Source organism: Kitasatospora sp. NPDC058046 (assembly GCF_042885595.1).
GTDB lineage: Bacteria > Actinomycetota > Actinomycetes > Streptomycetales > Streptomycetaceae > Kitasatospora.
The window spans coordinates 26345-46177 of the sequence record NZ_JBHVRS010000037.1; the positions used below are offsets into that span (position 1 = coordinate 26345).

18 protein-coding genes are annotated in these 19833 nt (G+C 73.4%); 16 read left to right on the top strand and 2 right to left on the bottom strand.

Annotation, left to right across the window (positions count from 1 at the left end):
* Positions 1 to 76 precede the first annotated feature (76 nt).
* The 8 genes from ACFVU7_RS41870 (at position 77) to mutM (ending at position 6036) form a co-directional block, all read left to right on the top strand.
* The gene (locus ACFVU7_RS41870; RefSeq protein ID WP_049653379.1) at positions 77 to 610 is read left to right on the top strand and encodes a hypothetical protein; all 534 of its coding nucleotides are present in this window, start codon (positions 77 to 79) and stop codon (positions 608 to 610) included.
* A gap of 146 nt (positions 611 to 756) precedes the next feature.
* A complete protein-coding gene (gene rsmD / locus ACFVU7_RS41875) occupies positions 757 to 1341 on the top strand; it encodes a 16S rRNA (guanine(966)-N(2))-methyltransferase RsmD (protein ID WP_375877283.1) in 585 nt (194 codons plus the stop codon).
* Positions 1342 to 1390: 49 nt separating this feature from the next.
* Complete coding sequence (gene coaD / locus ACFVU7_RS41880) at positions 1391 to 1882, top strand: pantetheine-phosphate adenylyltransferase (protein ID WP_049653382.1); 492 nt, start codon at positions 1391 to 1393, stop codon at positions 1880 to 1882.
* A gap of 187 nt (positions 1883 to 2069) precedes the next feature.
* The gene (locus tag ACFVU7_RS41885) at positions 2070 to 3296 is read left to right on the top strand and encodes a cell division initiation protein (protein WP_375877284.1); all 1227 of its coding nucleotides are present in this window, start codon (positions 2070 to 2072) and stop codon (positions 3294 to 3296) included.
* A gap of 174 nt (positions 3297 to 3470) precedes the next feature.
* Complete coding sequence (locus tag ACFVU7_RS41890; protein WP_049653386.1) at positions 3471 to 4115, top strand: DUF177 domain-containing protein; 645 nt, start codon at positions 3471 to 3473, stop codon at positions 4113 to 4115.
* 2 nt (positions 4116 to 4117) lie between these two features.
* Positions 4118 to 4291: a 50S ribosomal protein L32 gene (rpmF, locus tag ACFVU7_RS41895; RefSeq protein ID WP_030056747.1), complete on the top strand. Its 174-nt coding sequence runs from the start codon at positions 4118 to 4120 to the stop codon at positions 4289 to 4291.
* A gap of 20 nt (positions 4292 to 4311) precedes the next feature.
* On the top strand, positions 4312 to 5103 hold the full coding sequence (gene rnc / locus ACFVU7_RS41900; protein WP_049653387.1) for a ribonuclease III: 792 nt from the start codon (positions 4312 to 4314) through the stop codon (positions 5101 to 5103).
* A gap of 54 nt (positions 5104 to 5157) precedes the next feature.
* Positions 5158 to 6036 carry a bifunctional DNA-formamidopyrimidine glycosylase/DNA-(apurinic or apyrimidinic site) lyase gene (gene mutM, locus ACFVU7_RS41905; RefSeq protein WP_049653390.1) on the top strand — a complete coding sequence of 293 codons (879 nt, stop codon included), beginning with the start codon at positions 5158 to 5160 and terminating at the stop codon, positions 6034 to 6036.
* Positions 6037 to 6042: 6 nt separating this feature from the next.
* Here the strand turns inward: mutM and ACFVU7_RS41910 are convergent, their stop codons facing one another.
* Positions 6043 to 6963 (bottom strand): hypothetical protein, encoded by a 921-nt coding sequence (locus ACFVU7_RS41910; protein ID WP_049653392.1) that lies wholly within the window; start codon positions 6961 to 6963, stop codon positions 6043 to 6045.
* 319 nt (positions 6964 to 7282) lie between these two features.
* Between ACFVU7_RS41910 and ACFVU7_RS41915 the strand changes: the two genes are divergently transcribed.
* The 5 genes from ACFVU7_RS41915 to ftsY all read left to right on the top strand — a co-directional run bounded on the left by ACFVU7_RS41915 (position 7283) and on the right by ftsY (position 14728).
* Positions 7283 to 8635 (top strand): hypothetical protein, encoded by a 1353-nt coding sequence (locus ACFVU7_RS41915; RefSeq protein ID WP_074001512.1) that lies wholly within the window; start codon positions 7283 to 7285, stop codon positions 8633 to 8635.
* A 137-nt stretch (positions 8636 to 8772) separates the two neighbouring features.
* Positions 8773 to 9072, top strand: a complete 300-nt coding sequence (locus tag ACFVU7_RS41920) for an acylphosphatase (RefSeq protein WP_049653395.1) — start codon at positions 8773 to 8775, stop codon at positions 9070 to 9072.
* A gap of 424 nt (positions 9073 to 9496) precedes the next feature.
* Entirely contained in the window at positions 9497 to 9700 is a 204-nt protein-coding gene (locus ACFVU7_RS41925) for a hypothetical protein (protein ID WP_045702518.1), read from the top strand.
* 154 nt (positions 9701 to 9854) lie between these two features.
* On the top strand, positions 9855 to 13454 hold the full coding sequence (gene smc / locus ACFVU7_RS41930; protein WP_388051571.1) for a chromosome segregation protein SMC: 3600 nt from the start codon (positions 9855 to 9857) through the stop codon (positions 13452 to 13454).
* Between the two features lie 47 nt (positions 13455 to 13501).
* Complete coding sequence (ftsY, locus tag ACFVU7_RS41935; RefSeq protein WP_388051574.1) at positions 13502 to 14728, top strand: signal recognition particle-docking protein FtsY; 1227 nt, start codon at positions 13502 to 13504, stop codon at positions 14726 to 14728.
* 89 nt (positions 14729 to 14817) lie between these two features.
* Here the strand turns inward: ftsY and ACFVU7_RS41940 are convergent, their stop codons facing one another.
* Positions 14818 to 15507, bottom strand: coding sequence for a bifunctional DNA primase/polymerase (locus ACFVU7_RS41940; protein ID WP_074001515.1), 690 nt, complete (start codon positions 15505 to 15507; stop codon positions 14818 to 14820).
* Between the two features lie 629 nt (positions 15508 to 16136).
* Here ACFVU7_RS41940 and ACFVU7_RS41945 point away from each other — a divergent pair.
* The 3 genes from ACFVU7_RS41945 (at position 16137) to ACFVU7_RS41955 (ending at position 19642) form a co-directional block, all read left to right on the top strand.
* The gene (locus ACFVU7_RS41945) at positions 16137 to 17591 is read left to right on the top strand and encodes a hypothetical protein (RefSeq protein ID WP_181970686.1); all 1455 of its coding nucleotides are present in this window, start codon (positions 16137 to 16139) and stop codon (positions 17589 to 17591) included.
* A 288-nt stretch (positions 17592 to 17879) separates the two neighbouring features.
* Entirely contained in the window at positions 17880 to 19307 is a 1428-nt protein-coding gene (locus ACFVU7_RS41950) for an ammonium transporter (RefSeq protein WP_388051576.1), read from the top strand.
* Positions 19304 to 19642: a P-II family nitrogen regulator gene (locus ACFVU7_RS41955; RefSeq protein ID WP_049659191.1), complete on the top strand. Its 339-nt coding sequence runs from the start codon at positions 19304 to 19306 to the stop codon at positions 19640 to 19642. The genes ACFVU7_RS41950 and ACFVU7_RS41955 overlap by 4 nt, the downstream gene beginning before the upstream one ends.
* Positions 19643 to 19833: the final 191 nt, after the last annotated feature.

Genomic DNA, 19833 nt, shown 5'->3' on the forward strand with positions numbered 1-19833 from the left:
ACCCCCGGGAGAGAATGAAGGTGTTCAGGGCGCACCCCCAAGGTGCGTTCCTGGCACGACACTTGGGGGTCAAGCCATGGCATTCCGTCATCTCAACGAGCTCCCGCTGGGCGACAAGGTCTTCCGGATCGAACTCGCCAGCGACGACGACCGCGAGGTCACCCTCACCCTGACCGGCTGGCGCGAGGGGGCGGCCGCCGCACCGCTCGCCTCGGGCAAGCTCCGCCTGCCGGTCGAGGACGTCGCCTCGCTGCGGATCGCGCTCAACCGCGCGCTGCGGGCGCTGGCGATCGTCGCCGACGTCTCCGAGCCCATCCCCGACCGCGACGTGCTGCGCGAGCTGTACCCCGGCCACGGCGCCCCCTGGGTGCCGCAGCACGAGGAGGAGCTGGTCCGGCGCTTCCACGACGGCGAGACCGTCGCCCGGATCGCCGCCCGCTTCGGCCGCACCCCCGACTCCGTCCGGACCAAGCTGCGCGAGCTCGGGCACGACCCGCGCCGCCCCGAGTTCTGCCCGCCCGACGGCTGCCTGTCCTGGTCCCGCTACGCCTCGCCGGCCCTGCTCGGCGCGAGCGTCCCGGCCCAGTCGGCGGGCTCCGAGGCGAGCTGACCACCCGAGTGCGCGGCCGCGGCCCGGTGGGGGATTCCCCGCCGGGCCGCGGCCGTCCGGGGTGGGCACAGGGCCCGTCCGGCGTGAGCGCGGTGCGGTGATCGGGATAGCGTGGTCGGGCAGCGACGAAAGGACCTCCCACCACCATGACCCGCGTGATCGCCGGGGCGGCCGGCGGCCGCCGGCTGGCCGTACCGCCCGGCCGGGGCACCCGCCCGACCTCCGACAAGGCCCGTGAGGCGATGTTCTCCACCCTGGAGGCGCTGCGCGGCACCCTGCACGGGGTCCGGATGCTGGACCTGTTCGGCGGATCCGGCGCGGTCGGGCTGGAGGCGCTGTCCCGCGGCGCCGAGCACGTCCTGCTGGTCGAGGCGGACGCCCAGGCGGCCCGGGTGATCCGGGAGAACGTCCGGACGATCGGCCTGCCGGGGGCCGAGGTGCGGGCCGCCAAGGCGGAGAAGGTGATCGTCGGCCCGCCCCCGCAGAGCCCGTACGACCTGGTCTTCCTCGACCCGCCGTACGCGGTCACCGACGAGGAGGTCCGCGAGATGCTGATCACACTCCTGGCCGGGGGCTGGCTCGCGGAGGACACGCTCGTCACCGTGGAGCGCAGCACCCGCGGCGGCGGGTTCGCCTGGCCCGAGGGTTTCGAGGAGCTGCGCTCCCGCCGTTACGGCGAGGGCACGCTCTGGTACGGTCGCGCCGCCGCCGCGGCCGGCGAGCAGGAGTAGCGGGCCGCGGCCCGCAGCAGCCGTCACCCCACGAGGGAGCACACACGCCATGCGCCGAGCCGTCTGTCCCGGTTCGTTCGACCCGATCACCAACGGCCACCTCGACATCATCGAGCGGGCCTCGAAGCTGTACGACGTGGTGCATGTCGCGGTCCTGATCAACCGGAACAAGCAGGGCATGTTCACCGTCGAGGAGCGGATCGGCCTGATCGAGGAGGTCACCGCCGGCTTCGGGAACGTGGTGGTCGAGTCGCACCACGGCCTGCTGGTGGACTACTGCCGGGAGCGCGGCATCCCCGCGATCATCAAGGGCCTGCGCGCGGTCAGCGACTTCGACTACGAGCTCCAGATGGCCCAGATGAACCACGGGCTGACCGGGGTGGAGACGCTGTTCGTGCCGACCTCGCCGACGTACAGCTTCCTCTCCTCGACGCTGGTCAAGGAGGTCGCCTCGTACGGGGGCGACGTCTCGCACCTGCTGCCGGAGACGGTGCACGGCCGGCTGGTCGAGCGGATCGCGGAGCGCAAGGCGGCGCAGTAGTCCACTGCCTGTCGGTTCCTGCCGGTTCGTCACGTCATGTCCGTTTGCCCGGAGACCGGTTCGGCTCAGGCGTTGTGACCCCGCTGGGCAGTGGCCGTACAGTCTGTATCCCTGCCCCGCGGTGAGGTTCACCGCGTCGGGCCTGCCTCCGCCGGACCGTCGGCGGCACACGGAAAGACGAAGCCCCGTGGACGTGCAGAACAAGGTCGACGAGATCGTGGCGGCGGTCGAGAACGCCCGCTCGATGCCGATGTCGGCCTCCTGCGTGGTGAACCGGGCCGAGCTGATCGGCCTGCTCAACGACCTTAGGTCGGCCCTGCCCGCCGAACTCGCCCAGGCCCAGTCGGTGATGGCCGACCACGAGCAGGTGGTGGCCGGCGCCCAGGCCGAGGCGGACCTGATCATCCAGGGCGCGCACGCCGAGCGCGGCTCGCTGATCTCCGACACCGAGGTGGTCCGCCAGGCCCAGGCGCAGGCCGACCGGATCCTCGCCGAGGCGCGTGCCGAGGTCGACGCCAAGCTGGCCGAGGCCGACGACTACGTGGACAGCAAGCTCGCCAACTTCGAGGTCGTGCTCACCAAGACGCTCGGCGCCGTCGGCCGCGGCCGCACCAAGCTGCGCGGCGACTCCAGCGTCTTCGAGGCCGAGCCCGAGGGCGAGAGCGACGGCGAGGAGTTCCGCCCGCAGCGGATCAGCCCGAGCCCCGAGGTCGACGAGTACGTCGATGTGAAGCTCGCCACCCTGGAGAACGTGCTCGGCGCCACCCTGGAGGCGGTCGGCAAGGGCCGGGACAAGCTGCTCGGCAAGCGGCCCATCGACGAGCTGGGCGCCTACCTGGCCGCCGCCGACCAGGCCCAGGAGGCCAAGGAGCGCGCCGAGGCCGTGGCCGCGGGCTTCGCCCACGACCCCGACGGCGGAGACATCGCCTGGTACCGCGAGGACGTCCCGCAGCAGCAGACCTGGCCGGAGCAGACCCCGGCCGCGGCCGGCTGGCAGGCCCCCGGCACCGACCAGTACGCGGCGGCCCAGCAGCCCGGCGGGCAGTACGCCGAGGTGTACGGCGGCGGCTACGACCCGGCCGGCCAGGGGGACCCGTACAACACCCAGTGGGGCCAGCAGCAGGGCGGCTACCAGCAGCAGGGCTACCCGGACCAGCGGCAGGAGGGCTACGGCTATCCCCAGCAGCAGCCGGGCTACGCCGCGCAGCCGTACGACGACTACGCCTACCCCCAGCAGCCCGCCCTCCCGCCGGCCGTGCCGCACCAGCAGCAGGGGCACGGGCAGGCCCAGGGCCACGGACAGGCGCAGGGCCACGGGCAGGGGCAGGCCCAGGGCCAGGGTCTGGACGAGACCAGCTTCTTCGACACCAGCATGATCGACATGACCAGGCTGCGGGAGCTCGGCGGCCGCTGAACCGGCCCCGCCGCGGCGGTGCGGGAGTCTCCTGACGGGACCGAAGTTGGGCCTGACGGGAGACTCCGGTAGTCTGACCACTCCGGCCTCTCCATGTCCGGCTGTTGGCTTGCCCGCGCAACGCCGACCGGACGGAGACGCAATCGAAGAACCCCCCATGGAAGTCAGGACACCGTGAACCGCCTCGACCACCGCGACCCCCTCGTGTTCGACACGCACGAGCTCGGTCGTCGCCCGGGCTCGATGCGCAAGGTGAGCCGGACCCTGGAGGCCCCCGAGGGCTTCGGGATCATCGACGTGATCGGCGTGCCGGAGAAGAGCCCGATCGAGCTGGACCTCCGCCTGGAGTCCGTGGTCGAGGGCGTGCTGGTCACCGGCACGGCCGAGGCGGGCGTCGAGGGCGAGTGCGTCCGCTGCCTGGAGCCCGTCGAGTTCGACATCGACGTGGACTTCCAGGAGCTGTACTACTACCCGGAGTCCGACGAGCGCCACCGCGCCCGGACCACCGGGACCGAGGACCTCGACGAGGACTCGGAAGAAGAGACTTACCGTCTGGAGGGCGACTTCTTCGACCTCCGGCCGGTGCTGCGTGACGCGGTGGTGCTCGCACTGCCGCTGCAGCCGGTGTGCCAGGAAGACTGCCTGGGCCTGTGCTCCGAATGCGGAGCGCGCCTGAGCGACGACCCGGCGCACCACCACGATGCCGCCGACCCCCGGTGGGCGGCTCTGCAGGGACTCTCCGCCGCCCCCGGCGACGAGGGTGACGGATCTAAGAACAGCGACACCCGTGAGGGTCTCGCCGAGAACCAGGAGAAGTAGCCGTGGCTGTTCCGAAGCGGAAGATGTCGCGCAGCAACACGCGCCACCGTCGGTCCAACTGGAAGGCCGTTGTTCCGGCCCTCGTGGCGTGCGACCGCTGCCACGAGCCGAAGCTGGGCCACATCGCGTGCCCGAGCTGCGGCACGTACAACCGTCGCCAGGTCCTCTCGGTCTGATCGGCGGGGTGTACGGATCGATGTCGGACGGTAACTCCACCCGCAAGGCGACCATCGCCCCGAAGGGTTCCTCTTCGGGCGGCGGCAAGGCCGGCGGGCCGGCTTCGACCGAATACGACGTTCTGGAAGGGCGCCTCGGGTACACGCTCGAGCGCGCCCTTCTGGTACGTGCCCTGACCCACCGCTCGTACGCGTACGAGAACGGTGGGCTGCCCACCAACGAGCGCCTGGAGTTCCTCGGCGACTCGGTGCTGGGCCTCGTGGTGACCGACACCCTCTACCGCGTCCACCCGGACGTCCCGGAGGGCACGCTCGCCAAGCTGCGCGCCGCGGTGGTCAACTCCCGCGCGCTCGCGGACGTCGGCCGCGGCCTGGAGCTCGGCACGTTCATCCGCCTCGGCAAGGGCGAGGAGGGTACCGGCGGCCGCGACAAGTCGTCGATCCTCGCCGACACCGTCGAGGCCGTGATCGGCGCCATCTACCTGGACCAGGGACTGGACGCGGCCACCGAGTTCGTCCACCGGCTGTTCGACCCGCTGATCGAGGAGTCCTCTCAGCTCGGCGCCGGCCTGGACTGGAAGACCAGCCTCCAGGAGCTCACCGCCTCGGTGGGCATCGGAGTACCGGAGTACGTGGTCATGGAGTCCGGTCCGGACCACGAGAAGACCTTCACCGCGGCGGCCCGGGTGGCCGGCGAGGACTTCGGCAGCGGCGTCGGCCGCTCGAAGAAGGAAGCCGAGCAGAAGGCCGCCGAGAGCGCCTGGCGCGCGATCAAGGAGAAGTACGCCGACCGGCTGCCCGCCGGCGCGTGATCCCGCAGTAGCCTTCACTCCTGCTGATCCGTACCGAGCAGGAGGCGTGTTCCCGTGCCCGAACTTCCCGAGGTCGAGGTCGTCCGCCGTGGTCTGGCCACCTGGGTGGCCGGACGGACGGTCGCCGACGTCCAGGTGCTGCACCCGCGCGCGGTGCGCCGCCAGCCGGCCGGCGCGGCGGACTTCACCGCCCGGCTGACCGGCACCACCCTCGGCACCGCGCAGCGGCGCGGCAAGTACCTGTGGGTGCCGCTGGCCGGCACCGGGGCGGGGTTCTCGCTGATCGGCCACCTCGGGATGAGCGGCCAACTCCTCGTCCAGGACCCGTCCGTACCCGACGAGACCCACCTGCGGGTCCGGCTGCGCTTCGCCGACGGCGGGCGCGAACTGCGCTTCGTCGACCAGCGGACCTTCGGCGGCCTGGCGGTCGAGGAGGCCGAGGACGGGGACCCGGAGGGCACCCCGGTCTCGATCGCGCACATCGCCCGCGACCCGCTCGACGCGCGCTTCGACGACGCCGCCTTCGTGGCCGCGCTGCGCGCCAAGCGGACCACCGTCAAGCGCGCCCTGCTCGACCAGACCCTGATCAGCGGCGTCGGCAACATCTACGCCGACGAGGCGCTGTGGCGCTCCAGGCTGCACTACGACCGCCCGACCGCGACGCTCACCCGCCCGCAGGCCCTGCTGCTGCTGGCCAACGCCCGGGACGTGATGAGCGCGGCGCTCGCCGTCGGCGGCACCAGCTTCGACAGCCTCTACGTCAACGTGAACGGCGAGAGCGGCTACTTCTCCCGGGACCTCGACGCCTACGGCCGCGAGCAGGAGCCCTGCCGCCGCTGCGGCACCCCGATCCGGCGGGCGGCCTGGATGAACCGCTCCAGCTACTTCTGCCCCCGCTGCCAGCGCGTGCCGCGCGCCCGCAGCGAGGGCTGAGGCGGGCTACTTCCGGGCGAGTTCGGGTTCGTCGGCGGCCGGTTCCCCGGGTGTGCCGTGGGTGTCCTGGCCGAAGTAGGCGACCCCGACCGCGGCGACCACCGCCAGCAGGAAGCCGATCACGCCGAGCCAGCCCAGGCCGGCCTTGGAGGAGTCGCCGAGCCAGAGCACGCCGACCGCGCCGGGCAGCACCGTCTCGCCGACCACCAGCGCGGCGGTCGCGCCGTTCACCGAGCCGATCTGGAGCGCCACGGTGTGGATGTACATGCCGCCGATGCCGCCGACCAGGACCGCGTACAGCGCCGGGTCGGAGAGCAGCTCGCCGAGCGCGAACGGCTCGATGCCGTTGAGGATGCGCACCCCGACGCCCAGGGCGCCGAAGCCGAGGCCGGAGAGCAGACCGGCGACGATCGCGCCGTTGGCGCCCATCCGCCGCACCAGCAGGCTGCCGCCGACCAGCAGCACGGTGGTGACGATCAGCAGCCACCAGTGGAAGGCCATCGCGGTGTGGTGGCCGCCCTCCGGCCCGGCCGAGACGGCCAGCAGCACCAGCGCCGAGCAGAGCACGGCGATCGAGGCCCACTCCAGCTGCTTGAGCCGGATGCCCAGCAGCTTGATGCTGAGCACCGCGGTGATCACCAGGTTGGCGCTGATGATGGTCTGGGAGAGGAACAGCGGCAGCAGCCGGGCGGCCAGCGCGCCGAGCCCGAAGCCGATCAGGTCGAGCACCGTGCCGAGGATGAACTCCCAGGTGACGGCGGCCTTCGCGGTCGAGGACAGGCTCGGGCCGCCGTGCTCGGTGGTCGAGCTGGTGGCGCCCTTGGCCGCCTCCTCCCGGGCGGAGCGGCGGGATCCGACAGCCTGGAGGACCGAGCCGGTGCCGTAGCAGGCGGATGCCGCCACGGCGGTGACGAGGCCGATGATCACCGAGAACTCCGATCGGGAGGTGGGTCGAGAACGGTCTGGGTAAAGAAAGGGCAATGGGACCGGTGGTCCGGGACCACTATGCCCGCCCGCACGGTACGGTCGGCACGCCCCCCGGAGTGCCCCGGAGCGGGGCCGGGCCTGCCGGGACGTACGTCCGGCGGCCTCCCGCGGTTCCCGCGCGGGCCCCGACTCAGGGGTCACCGGGGGAAACATCATCCCCGAGGAGGGGGCGGCCCCGGCGGTCGGCGGGGAGTCTTGTCAGTACCAGTATGCGAAGGGTATGGCGTGCTCAGGGGCCGGTCACGGTAGCGTCGGGGGCATGAGAACCCTTGCACGACGTTCCCGGGGCGCCGGGCCGCTAGCCCTGGTGGCGGCGCTGCTCGGGCTGCTGCTCCTGCTGGCACCCGCGGCCTCGGCGGCCGGCGGCCTGAGCGACGCCACCGCCGCCCTGAAGAAGGGCCAGGTCTACGTCGACCCGGCCATGACCAGCCGCTTCAGCCAGGCCCAGGCCGACGCCCTGACCAAGAAGATCGACAAGGCCGACAAGCCGATCTTCGTCGCGGTCGTCCCCGACTCGCCGGCCTTCGCCAAGGCGACGGTCTTCAAGGACCTCCGCACCACGGTCGGCGTCGACGGCGTCTACGCGGTCTGGCGCGGTGACCAGTTCACCGCCCGCGCCGACCGCGGCGCGCTCGCCGCCGGCGTCCCGGAGCGGATCTCCGGCGCGGCCTTCCGCTCCCACAACGGCGACATCGACGCCACCCTGAACGACTTCGTCGACCAGGCCGCCCCGCAGACCAAGGGCACCGGGGTCAACCACAGCACCTCGATCGCCTGGGTGGTCATCCCGGTGGTGCTGGTCGCGCTGGCCGGCGCCGGCGTCTTCCTCCTGTTCCGCCGCGCCAAGCAGCGCAAGGAGGCGCAGGCCCGGGCCGAGCTGGAGCAGCTGCGCCGGGTGGTGGACGAGGACATCACCGCCTTCGGCGTGGAGCTGGAGCGGCTCGACTTCAGCCCGGCCGCGGCCGACGCGGACGACGCCCAGCGCACCGACTACAGCCACGCCCTGGACTCGTACGAGAAGTCCAAGCGGCTGATGGACGAGGCGAAGAAGCCCGAGGACGTCAAGCAGGTCACCGAGGCGATCGAGGACGGCCGCTTCTCGCTGGCCACCCTGGCCGCCCGGCGGGAGAAGAAGCCGCTGCCCGAGCGCCGTCCCCCGTGCTTCATGGACCCGCGGCACGGCCCGTCCGTCAAGGACGTGGACTGGACTCCGGCCGGCGGCGCCGCGCGCACCGTCCCGGTCTGCCAGGCCGACGCGGACCGGCTCGCGGCCGGTCTCGACCCGGCGATCCGCACCGTCGACACCGAGCACGGCCCGCAGCCGTACTGGAACGCCGGCCCGGCGTACGCGCCCTGGGCGGGCGGCTACTTCGGCGGCTTCGGTGGCGGCGGCCTGCTGCCGGGCCTGCTGGTCGGCACCATGCTCGGCTCGATGATGAGCTCCCCGGCCTACGCGGCCGCGCCGATGATGGACGGTGGCCACGGCTACCAGGACCAGCACGAGGGCGGTGACTTCACCGGCGGCGACTTCAACGGCGGCGACTTCGGCGGGTTCGGCGGCGGTGGCGATTTCGGTGGTGGCGGCGGCGACTTCGGCGGCGGGGACTGGTAACCCGCTCGACCGACCGCACGCTCCCGCGGCCCCGCCGGTTCTCCGGCGGGGCCGCTCCCGTTCGCGCGGGGGCGTCGTCCGCGGAGGCGGGCCGGGGCCGAGCTGTGACCGGGAGCGCGGACGGCTAGGGTCGGGGCATGCACGGTCGCGACGCCCACAGTGAGGAACCGGTCCGGGTGACCGCCTGGGTCCGGGGGAAGGTCCAGCAGGTCGGGTTCCGCTGGTGGACCAGGGCACGGGCGCTGGAGATCGGACTGAGCGGCTACGCCAGCAACCTCGGCGACGGCCGGGTGCAGGTGGTGGCCGAGGGGCTCGCGGCCGACTGCGAGCAGCTGCTGGCCCGGCTGCGCGGCCCGGGGACCCCGGGGAACGTCAGCGGGGTCACCGAGATCTGGACGGCCGTCGGCCCTGGCTACGAGGGTTTCGAGATCCGCTGAGCCGCGCCGGGCCGGGCCGCCGGCGGTGCTCCGCGCGGGCTCCCGGGAAAAGATCCGGAACCGGCGGTGTCACGAGGTTGCCATCCGGGCAGACTCGTGGTTGACTCCGCATCGAACGATGATCCACGAGCACGCGGTGGACCCGTCCCGAAGCCCCCCAGGCGTGATGACACCGCCGGGCAGGTGACAGGGGCGCGGTAGCGTGCGGTGATCGTGTTGACCCTTTCCGTCTTTGGTGAGACGCTGGAAGCCCGCGCACACGACCGCGTTCTCCCGGTAGGCGCATGCCCCCGTGAGCCCAGCTCACGGTGGTTGTGCCGCAGTGCCCAGCCAGCACTTCCGGTGACGCGCCGCGCGTGCGTCCCCCTTCCCCCTAGACCTGTACCGTTCCGGTTCGGTCACTCAGCGTGGAGGACCATTCATCATGGCAAAGGCGCTTCTCGGGTACGTCGGCGGCCCCGACCCGCGAATGCTCTCCGAGATGCGACGGCTTCAGCAGCGCGTCCAGGACCTTGAAGCGGAGCTCCTTCGGATGCAGGCTGAGAACGACGCTCTCACCGCTGTCGCTGACGAGCACTCGCTGCTCAACAGCATCGATCTGGATCAGCGGGAGCCGGCTCTCACCTGAGTCCCGCCCGGTCCTCGCAGATCGACGCCGTTGCGCACCGAGCCGCCCCGAAAGGGACGCAGCTTGCAAGGGACGCCCTGATGTGGCGTCCCTTCGTCGTGTCCGGCTCCGGATACAGTCGGTTCCCGTCTGAGCGATAGAGGGGACCGGCCGCGTGCACCTGAAGAGTCTGACGCTGCGCGGGTTCAAGTCCTTCGCCTCCAGCACCACCCTGCGCTTCGAGCCCGGCATCACCTGCGTCGTCGGCCCGAACGGCTCCGGCAAGTCGAACGTGGTCGACGCGCTGTCCTGGGTGATGGGCGAGCAGGGCGCCAAGTCGCTGCGCGGCGGCAAGATGGAGGACGTCATCTTCGCCGGGACCAGCGGGCGCGCCCCGCTCGGCCGGGCCGAGGTCAGCCTCACCATCGACAACACCGACGGCGCCCTGCCGATCGACTACTCCGAGGTGACCATCACCCGGACCATGTTCCGCAACGGCGGCAGCGAGTACGCCCTCAACGGTGAGACCTGCCGCCTGCTGGACATCCAGGAGCTGCTCTCCGACTCCGGCATCGGCCGCGAGATGCACGTCATCGTCGGGCAGGGCCAGCTGGACTCCGTGCTGCACGCCGACCCGATGGGCCGGCGCGCCTTCATCGAGGAGGCGGCCGGCGTCCTCAAGCACCGCAAGCGCAAGGAGAAGGCGCTGCGGAAGCTGGACGCGATGCAGGCCAACCTCAACCGGGTCCAGGACCTGGTGGCCGAACTGCGCCGCCAGCTCGGACCGCTCGGCCGGCAGGCCCGGATCGCCCGCCGGGCCGCCGGCATCCAGGCCGACCTGCGCGACGCCCGGCTGCGGCTGCTCGCCGACGACCTGTGCGCGCTCCGCCGGGCCGTCGAGGCCGAGGTCGCGGACGAACTGGCGCTGCGGCTGCGCCGCACCACCGTCGAGCAGGAGCTGGCCCGGGCGGTGCAGCGCGAACGCGTCCTGGAGGCGCAGGTCGAGCAGCTCGGCCCCGGACTGGAGACCGCCCGGCAGACCTGGTACCGGCTCTCCGCGCTCGCCGAGCGCACCCGCGGCACCGTCGGGCTGGCCGAGGCCCGCGCCCGGCACGCCGTCGCCGGGGGCCGGGGCGAGGAGCGGCGCGGGCGCGACCCGGAGGACACGGAACAGGAGGCCGCGCGGGTCCGCGAGGAGGAGGCCGCGCTGACCGAGGCGCTGGAGGAGGCGCGGTACGCGCTGGCCGAGGCGGTCGAGCGCAAGAACGGACTAGAGCGGGAGCTGGCCGCCGAGGAGCGCCGGCTGCGGGACGCCGCCCGGGCCATCGCCGACCGCCGGGAGGGCCTGGCCAGGCTGCAGGGGCAGGCCGCCGCCGCCCGCTCCAGGGCCGCCGCCGCGCAGGCCGAGATCGGCCGGCTCGCCGAGGCCAGGGACGAGGCGCTGCTGCGCGCCGAGGCCGCCCGGGGCGAGCTGGACGAACTCCAGCGGCAGGTGGACGGCCTGGCCGGGGAGGACGAGCAGGCCGAGGCCCGGTACCGGCGGGCGCGCGAGCACCTCGCCGCGGTGGAAGGGGAGCTGGCCGCGGCCCGGGAGGCGTCCGCCGCCGCCGAGCGCGAGCGGGCCGGGCTGACCGCGCGGCACGAGGCGCTCTCCCTCGGCCTGCGCCGCAAGGACGGCACCGGCGCGCTGCTGGACGCGGGGGAGCGGCTGGGCGGGCTGCTCGGCCCGGCGGCCGCGCTGCTGCGGATCGAGCCGGGGTACGAGGTGCCGCTCGCCGCCGCGCTCGGTGCGGCGGCCGACGCGGTGGCCGTCGACTCACCGTCCACCGCCGCCGGGGCCCTGCGGCTGCTGCGGGCCGAGGACGCTGGCCGGGCCGCGCTGCTGATCGCCGGTACCGCCGGCTCCGCCGAGGCGGCCGGGTCGGCGGGGGAGCTGCCGGACGGGGCCCGCTGGGCGGCCGAACTGGTCGACGGCCCGGCCGAGTTGCTCGGGGCGGTCCGGCGGCTGCTGGCCGGGGTGGCGGTGGTCGCGGACCTCGACCGGGCGCTGCGGCTGGTCGCCGGGCACCCCGCGCTGTGCGCCGTCACCGCCGACGGGGACCGGCTCGGCGCCGGCTTCGCCCAGGGCGGCTCCGGCGGCGCGCCGAGCCTGCTGGAGACCCAGGCCGCGGTGGACGAGGCGGCCCGGGCGATCGGCGAACTCACCGTCCGCTGCGCCGAATCGGCCGAGCGGCTGGCCCGACTCGCCGAGCAGCGACGGGAGTCGGCCGCCGAGGTGGAGCAACTCGCCGAGCGGAGACGGCAGGAGGAGAAGGAGCGGGCCCAGGTCGCCGGGGCGCTCGGCCGGCTCGGCGGGCAGGCCCGCGCCGCCGCCGGCGAGGCCGGTCGGCTGTCGGACGCCGCCGCCCGCGCCGAGCAGGGGGTGGCCGAACTGCTCGACGGCGCCGAGGAGCTGGCGCGGCGCCTGGCCGCCGCCGAGGAGTCGGCCCAGGCCGGGGAGGACGAGCCGGACGCCGCCGAACAGCAGCGGCTGGCCGGGGCCGCGAGCGACGCCCGGCAGGCCGAGCTGGAGGCCCGGCTCGCGGTGCGCACCCACGAGGAGCGGGTCCGCGCCCTGGCCGGCCGGGCCGACCAGCTGGACCGGGCCGCCCGCGCCGAGCGCGAGGCGCGCGCCCGGGCCGCCGAGCGCCGCCGGCGCGCCGAGCACGACGCCTCGGTGGCGAACGCCGTCGCGGCGGGCGCCCGGCAGCTGCTGGCCTGCCTGGAGGTGTCGCTGGCCCGCGCGGACGCCGGGCGGGCGGCCGTCGAACAGGCGCGGGCCGAGCGCGAGCACGAGCTGCGCGCGCACCGGGAGCACGGCCGCGGGCTCAAGGAGGAGCTGGACAAGCTGGTCGACGCCGGGCACCGGGACGAGGTGCTGCGGGCCGAGAAGCGGCTGCGGATCGAGCAGCTGGAGGCCCGCGCGCTGGAGGAGTTCGGCATCGACGGCGGCGAGCTGCTCGCCTCGTACGGGCCGGACCAGCCCGTCCCGCCGTCCGCGCCCGAGGAGGGGACGGAACCGGGCGAGCCGTACCCGTACGTCCGGGCCGAGCAGGAGAAGCGGCTGCGGGCGGCCGAGAAGGCGTACCAGCAGCTCGGCAAGGTCAACCCGCTGGCGCTGGAGGAGTTCGCCGCGCTGGAGGAGCGCCACCGGTTCCTCGGCGAGCAGCTGGACGACCTCAAGCGCAGCCGGCGCGACCTGCTGGACATCGTCCGGGAGGTGGACCAGCGGGTCGAGCAGCTGTTCACCTCGGCGTACCACGACACCGCCGCCCAGTTCGAGGGCGTCTTCGCCCGGCTCTTCCCGGGCGGGGAGGGCCGGCTGGTGCTGACCGACCCGGAGAACATGCTCGCCACCGGGGTCGAGGTCGAGGCCCGGCCGCCGGGCAAGAAGGTCAAGCGGCTGTCGCTGCTGTCCGGCGGCGAGCGCTCGCTGACCGCGGTGGCGCTGCTGGTCGCGATCTTCAAGGCCCGGCCCAGCCCGTTCTACGTGATGGACGAGGTGGAGGCGGCGCTGGACGAGACCAACCTGCGCCGGCTGATCGGGATCATGGAGGAGCTGCGGGAGAGCTCCCAGCTGATCGTGATCACCCACCAGAAGCTCACCATGGAGTCGGCCGACGCCCTCTACGGCGTGACCATGAAGGGCGACGGCATCTCGCAGGTGATCAGCCAGCGGCTGCGCGAAGAGCACCGGGAGCGCCGGCCGCGGGCCGTACGCACCGCATCGGTGTAGGGCGGCTGCGGTCCATCCGGGCTCCGGTCGCGGATACTGGAGCGGATATGGAATACGTGATCCTTGCCGTAGTCATCGCCGTGGTCGCCATCGGCGCGATCGCCGGCCTCGTCGTTTCCGGCAGACGACGCCAGCAGCTGCCCCCGAAGTCGCAGGCGCCGGTCATCACGGCGCCGAAGCCCACCCCGCAGGAGCCCCAGGTCGGCGAGGAGGCCGCGCCGCCGACCGAGGCGCCCCGCCGCACCGTCGAGGAGGTGCAACTCCCGGAGGCCGAGGCGCCCGCCGAGGCCGAGGCCACCGAGGCCGAGGTCGTCGAGGCCGCTGAGGCGGCCCCGGCCATCGAGGTGCCCGAGCCCACCGCCGGCCGGCTGGTCCGGCTGCGCTCGCGGCTCTCCCGCTCGCAGAACTCGCTCGGCAAGGGCCTGCTCTCGCTGCTCTCCCGCGAGCACCTGGACGAGGACACCTGGGAGGAGATCGAGGAGACGCTGCTCACCGCGGACGTCGGCGTCGCCCCCACCCAGGAGCTGGTCGAGCGGCTGCGCACCCGGGTGAAGGTGCTCGGCACCCGCACCCCCGACGAGCTGCGCGCGCTGCTGCGCGAGGAGCTGGTCGAGCTGGTCGGCAAGGACTCCGACCGTGCCGTGCGCTCCACCAAGCACGAGGAGGGCCCGGCGGTGGTCCTGGTGGTCGGCGTCAACGGCGTCGGCAAGACCACCACGACCGGCAAGCTGGCCCGCGTCCTGGTCGCCGACGGCCGTACGGTGGTGCTCGGCGCCGCCGACACCTTCCGCGCCGCCGCCGCCGACCAGCTCCAGACCTGGGGCGAGCGGGTGGGCGCGCGCACCGTGCGCGGCCCGGAGGGCGGGGACCCGGCCTCGATCGCCTTCGACGCGGTCAAGGAGGGCATCGCCGAGGGCGCGGACACCGTGCTGATCGACACCGCCGGCCGCCTGCACACCAAGACCGGCCTGATGGACGAGCTGGGCAAGGTCAAGCGGGTCGTCGAGAAGCACGGCCCGGTGGACGAGGTGCTGCTGGTGCTGGACGCCACCACCGGCCAGAACGGCCTGATCCAGGCCCGGGTGTTCGCCGAGGTGGTCGACATCACCGGCATCGTGCTGACCAAGCTGGACGGCACCGCCAAGGGCGGCATCGTGGTCGCGGTCCAGCGCGAGCTGGGCGTGCCGGTCAAGCTGATCGGCCTGGGCGAGGGCGCGGACGACCTGGCCCCGTTCGAGCCGGGGGCGTTCGTGGACGCGCTGATCGGCGACTGACAGCCTCCGCGAAGCGTTCGATCAGGGAAGCGCACGAAGGGCCCGCCCCCTCCAGGGGGCGGGCCCTTCCGCGTGCCGGGGCGGGGCGGTCAGGAGGCCATCCAGGCCGGCTCGGCGGTGCGCTCGCGGCCGCGGTGGCAGGCGTAGGCGAGGGTGCCGAGCAGCAGCCGGGCCTCCGGCGGGCAGCCCGCGTTGTCGCGGGTGGGGCGGCGCAGCCAGCGGACCGGGCCGAGGCCGCCGAGGACGGTGGGCGGGGCGGCGACGTGGCCGCCCTCGCCGTGGCAGACCAGGTCGAGCGCGGCGTCGTCCCAGCCCATCCGGTACAGCAGGTCGGGCAGGCGCCGGGCGGTGCCGGCGGCGACCAGGAACTGGAGCCGGCCGGTGGGGGGCGCGAGCACCGGGCCCACCTGGGTGCCCATCCGCTCCAGCCGGACCAGGGCCTGGAGGCCGGCCTGCTCGGGGACGTCCAGGACGTCGAAGGCGCGGCCGGTGGGGAACAGCACCGCGCCCTCGGTGCGGGCGGCGCGGGCCCGGCCGCCGCCCCGCACGGGGTGCAGGCCGGGCGCGGCGCAGCGGGGGGAGCCGCAGGGACAGCGGGGCGGGGCGGTGGCGCCGGCGACCGGGGTGCCGGTCTCCGGATCGCCGGTGACGACCGCCCAGCCCCAGCGGCCGGTGTACTCCGCGGCGGCCTGGGACGCGGTGACCTTGGTGCGGCGGCGCGCGCCCAGCGGTGCCAGCCGCAGGTGCCCCAGTCGAAGTTCGCCGAACAGGTTGTCCATGCCTCCCCCAACAGGTTCTTGTTGCCGATGGTTACGGGACGGTGACTGTGTGTTGATTGTCAGCCGTGTGGTGCGTAGTGCGGTGGCGGCGCGCAGCGCGTGGTGTGCGCCCGTTCCGGCGGTGCGCCTCGGGCGCCGCCTTGTGGGGGCGGCGCCGATGCCGGATCGTCGTGTTCGTGGGGCTGTCGCCGTCCCGAGTGGACGGTGAACTCGCTTGTGGCTGCGGTGGGTTGCGGGTTCCGCCGGGTCCTCCGGGATGGGCCGGGGGACTTGGCGGCCCGCATATGCCGGGCCGTCGGGACTCCCTAAGTGAAGCGTGTGCCCCCGGGCTTCGGTTCACTCCTGGGGGTGGCGAAAGGTGGCGTTTCGCCAGGGGCGCTCCCATGGGCCCCTCGCGGGGCATTACGTTCAGCGTGCGGATGTCGTCGAGGAGTCTGTCCCGGGCCGTCGGGCAACGGGAGTTGGGAATCTGACGGATCGTCCGCAACGATGGCACACCAGTGCGAGGGCGCTGCGGTACGGCGGCGCCGCGGCACCTCAGGCACGGCACGTCTGGCAAGAGCCCGCAACCGTCGGGCGGTCACGATCGGGGGCCCCGGTAGGGGCCGGGCGGGATGGGGACGTTACCCATGGCAGAGAAGCAACCGAATGAGAAGCTGACCACGTGGTTCGCCCGCAGTGGCTGGTCCAAGGGCGAGTTGGCCCGCCAGGTCAACCGCAAGGCCCGGCAGATCGGCGCCCACCACGTGTCCACCGACACCTCCCGGGTGCGCCGCTGGCTCGACGGCGAGCAGCCCCGCGAGCCGATCCCCAAGATCATGTCGGAACTCTTCTCCGAGCGGTTCGGCTCGGTGGTCTCCATCGAGGACCTCGGCCTGCGCGCCGCGATCCCGGTCTCCACCGTGGGCGGCGGCGTCGACCTGCCGTGGAGCGGCCAGCAGACCGTCCAGCTGATCAGCGACTACTCCCGCAGCGACCTCATGCTCAACCGCCGGGGCTTCCTCGGCACCTCACTGGCGCTGACCGCGGGCGCCGCGCTGATCGAGCCGATGCAGCGCTGGCTCGCCCCCGGCCCGAGCGGCGTCCCCACCCCGATCCTCACCGCGGCCAACGGCGGCGAGGCCTTCACCGGCCGGCTCTCCGAACCCGAGCTCGAACTGCTGGAGCAGACCACGGTCATGTTCCGGCAGTGGGACGCCCAGAACGGCGGCGGGCTGCGCCGCAAGGCCGTCGTCGGCCAGCTGCACGAGGTCACCGACCTGCTCCAGGAGACGTACAGCGAGGACACCACCAAGCGGCTGTTCCGGCTCACCGCCGAACTCGCCCACCTGGCCGGGTGGATGTCGTACGACGTCGGGATGCACCCGAGCGCGCAGAAGTACTACGTGCTCGCCCTGCACGCGGCCAAGGAGGCCGGCGACCGCCCGTTCGGCGCGCTGATCCTCACCGACATGAGCCGCCAGATGATCCACCTCAACCGGGGCGAGGACGCCCTGGAACTCATCCACCTGGCCCAGTACGGCAGCCGCGACGCCGCCACCCCGCGCCAGCAGTCCCTGCTGTACGCGATGGAGGCGCGCGCCTACGCCACCATCGGCGAGGTCAACCGCTGCGCCCGGGCGATCCGGCTGGCCGAGGACACCTTCACCGACATCCGGGACGGGGACCAGGACCCGGACTGGCTGAAGTTCTTCTCGCCCGCCGAGCTGAACGCCGAGAACGCCCACTCCTTCCGCGACCTCGCGTACCACTCGGACAACGCCGAGCTGTACGCCTCGCTGTCCGCGCCGGTGATGGAGACCGCGGTCGACCTGTTCCGCCAGGACGCCGACCACGTGCGCTCGTACGCCTTCAACCTGATCGGCATGGCCAGCGTCCACCTGCTGCAGAAGGAGGCCGAGCAGGCGGTGGTGATGGCCGAGCAGGCGGTGGACATCGCCACCAAGGTGCGCTCGGAGCGGCTGAACTCCCGGGTCCGCAAGACCACGGAGGCCGCGTCGGCCAGGTTCAAGGGCGTGGACGCGGTGAGCCGGCTCAAGGAGCGGGTGGTCCAGGACATCCCGGAGTTCGTCTCGGTGGTCTGACCGGAGGCCCGCCAGGGCCGTCCGAAGGAAAAGCTCCACCGACCGTGGCGGCCGCCGCCGTCACGGTCGGTGGCATGTCCGGCAGCCGATGGTCCGGCCCGGCCGGGCCGCGGCGGCCGCGGTTCACGCAGCCGTAACCCGCGCGTCGCACGCGTCACCGCGGTGAAACAACCGGCCGCACCGGCCGAAACCAGCCTTCGGCACGCTCCTCCTCAACGCCGACACCCCGGGTGGCACCACGGGACGGGTCCCCGGGTGCGGATCGGCCTGGACGCAGAGGAGACGCCGATGCCGGACGGCTTCAGCGCGGGCGACACCGCCTTCGTACTCATCAGTGCGGCCCTGGTCATGCTGATGACCCCAGGGCTGGCCTTCTTCTACGGGGGCATGGTCAGGGCCAAGAGCACGCTGAACATGCTGGCGATGAGCTTCCTCTCGCTCGGCATCGTCAGCGTGCTGTGGGTCCTCTACGGCTACTCGCTCAGCTTCGGGTCCGACTCCTTCGCCGGCCTGATCGGCAACCTGGACCACCTCGGGATGCGCGGCCTAGGCCTCGACGAGCTGACCGGCTCCATCCCGGTCACCGCCTTCGCGCTGTTCCAGCTGATGTTCGCGGTCATCACCCCGGCGCTGATCAGCGGCGCCGTCGCGGACCGGGCGAGATTCGCCGCCTGGGGCCTGTTCATCGCGCTCTGGGTGACGGTCGTCTACTTCCCGGTCGCGCACTGGGTGTTCTTCTTCGACGGCGGCCACGGCGGCTGGCTGGGCGACCGCAACGGCGTGATCGACTTCGCCGGCGGGACGGCCGTGCACATCAACGCGGGCGTCGCCGGCCTCGCGCTCTGCCTGGTGCTGGGCAAGCGGATCGGCTTCAAGAAGGACCCGATGCGCCCGCACAGCCTGCCGCTGGTGATGCTCGGCTCCGGGCTGCTCTGGTTCGGCTGGTTCGGCTTCAACGCGGGCTCGGCGCTGGCCGCCAACGGCGTCGCCGCGATGGCCATGGTGAACACCCAGGTCGCCACCGGCGCGGCGCTGGTCGGCTGGCTGGTCTACGAGCGGTTCAGGCACGGCGCCTTCACCACGCTGGGCGCCGCCTCCGGCGCGGTGGCCGGACTGGTCGCGATCACCCCGGCCTGCGGCTCGGTCAGCCCGCTCGGCGCGGTGGCGATCGGACTGGTCGCGGGCGCGGTCTGCTGCGCCGCCGTCTCGCTCAAGTACCGCTGGGGCTTCGACGACTCGCTCGACGTGGTGGGCGTGCACGCGGTCGGCGGGGCGGTGGGCTCGCTGCTGGTCGGCCTGTTCGCCACCGGCGGGGTCGGCCAGGGCGTCAAGGGCCTGTTCTACGGGGGTGGGATCGGCCAGCTGGGCAAGCAGGCGATGGGCGTGGCGGTGGTCGCGGCGTACTCCTTCGTGCTGTCCTGGCTGCTGGCCAAGGCGGTCGACCGACTGGTCGGCTTCCGGGTCTCCGGCGAGGTCGAGACGGCCGGCATCGACCAGGCCGAACACGCCGAGTCCGCCTACGATTTCACCGCCGTGGGGGCGGGGCTGGCCCGGGCCCTGCCGGGCCTGGCCGCCGCTGCCGCGACGTCCGCCGCCGAGCGGTCCGCCGGACGGTCCACCGAACGGACCGGCGAACGGACCGGCGTCGCGGAACCCGGTGCCGCCAAGCCCGCCGCGCAGCCCGCCGAGAAGAGGACCGAGGTCGACGCCCGATGAAGCTCATCACCGCCGTGATCAAGCCGTACCGACTGGACGAGGTGAAGTCCGCCCTCCAGGCCTTCGGGGTGCACGGCCTCACCGTCACCGAGGCCAGCGGCTACGGCCGCCAGCGCGGCCACACCGAGGTGTACCGGGGGGCCGAGTACACCGTGGACCTGGTACCGAAGGTCAGGATCGAGGTCCTGGTCGAGGACGAGGACGCCGAGGACCTGATCGACGTCCTGGTGAAGGCCGCCCGGACCGGGAAGATCGGCGACGGCAAGGTGTGGAGCGTGCCGGTCGACACCGCCGTACGGGTCCGCACCGGCGAGCGCGGCCCGGACGCCCTGTAGCCCGGCGGCCGGTCGCCCCACGGCCGGTCGCCCCGCGCCGGACGGCGGGCCCGTTCACCCGGGAGGGTGCGGGTCCGCCCGGCGGCGTACCGGCGCTTCCGTACCGGCCTCTCCGGAGCGGCCTCCCCGGACCGGCCGAACGGCCGAACGGTCGACCCGCGGGCAGGACGGTTCACCCAGCACGACGGACG

What these genes read in the sequence shown, in the direction of transcription:
- ACFVU7_RS41950 (WP_388051576.1), top strand. Translation starts at nt 17,880, where the DNA reads ATGCCGGACGGCTTCAGCGCGGGCGACACCGCCTTCGTACTCATCAGT.
- ACFVU7_RS41925 (WP_045702518.1), top strand. Translation starts at nt 9,497, where the DNA reads ATGGCAAAGGCGCTTCTCGGGTACGTCGGCGGCCCCGACCCGCGAATG.
- ACFVU7_RS41955 (WP_049659191.1), top strand. Translation starts at nt 19,304, where the DNA reads ATGAAGCTCATCACCGCCGTGATCAAGCCGTACCGACTGGACGAGGTG.
- ACFVU7_RS41945 (WP_181970686.1), top strand. Translation starts at nt 16,137, where the DNA reads ATGGCAGAGAAGCAACCGAATGAGAAGCTGACCACGTGGTTCGCCCGC.
- ACFVU7_RS41870 (WP_049653379.1), top strand. Translation starts at nt 77, where the DNA reads ATGGCATTCCGTCATCTCAACGAGCTCCCGCTGGGCGACAAGGTCTTC.
- rsmD (WP_375877283.1), top strand. Translation starts at nt 757, where the DNA reads ATGACCCGCGTGATCGCCGGGGCGGCCGGCGGCCGCCGGCTGGCCGTA.
- rnc (WP_049653387.1), top strand. Translation starts at nt 4,312, where the DNA reads ATGTCGGACGGTAACTCCACCCGCAAGGCGACCATCGCCCCGAAGGGT.
- coaD (WP_049653382.1), top strand. Translation starts at nt 1,391, where the DNA reads ATGCGCCGAGCCGTCTGTCCCGGTTCGTTCGACCCGATCACCAACGGC.
- ftsY (WP_388051574.1), top strand. Translation starts at nt 13,502, where the DNA reads ATGGAATACGTGATCCTTGCCGTAGTCATCGCCGTGGTCGCCATCGGC.
- ACFVU7_RS41915 (WP_074001512.1), top strand. Translation starts at nt 7,283, where the DNA reads ATGAGAACCCTTGCACGACGTTCCCGGGGCGCCGGGCCGCTAGCCCTG.
- ACFVU7_RS41920 (WP_049653395.1), top strand. Translation starts at nt 8,773, where the DNA reads ATGCACGGTCGCGACGCCCACAGTGAGGAACCGGTCCGGGTGACCGCC.
- ACFVU7_RS41940 (WP_074001515.1), bottom strand. Translation starts at nt 15,507, where the DNA reads ATGGACAACCTGTTCGGCGAACTTCGACTGGGGCACCTGCGGCTGGCA.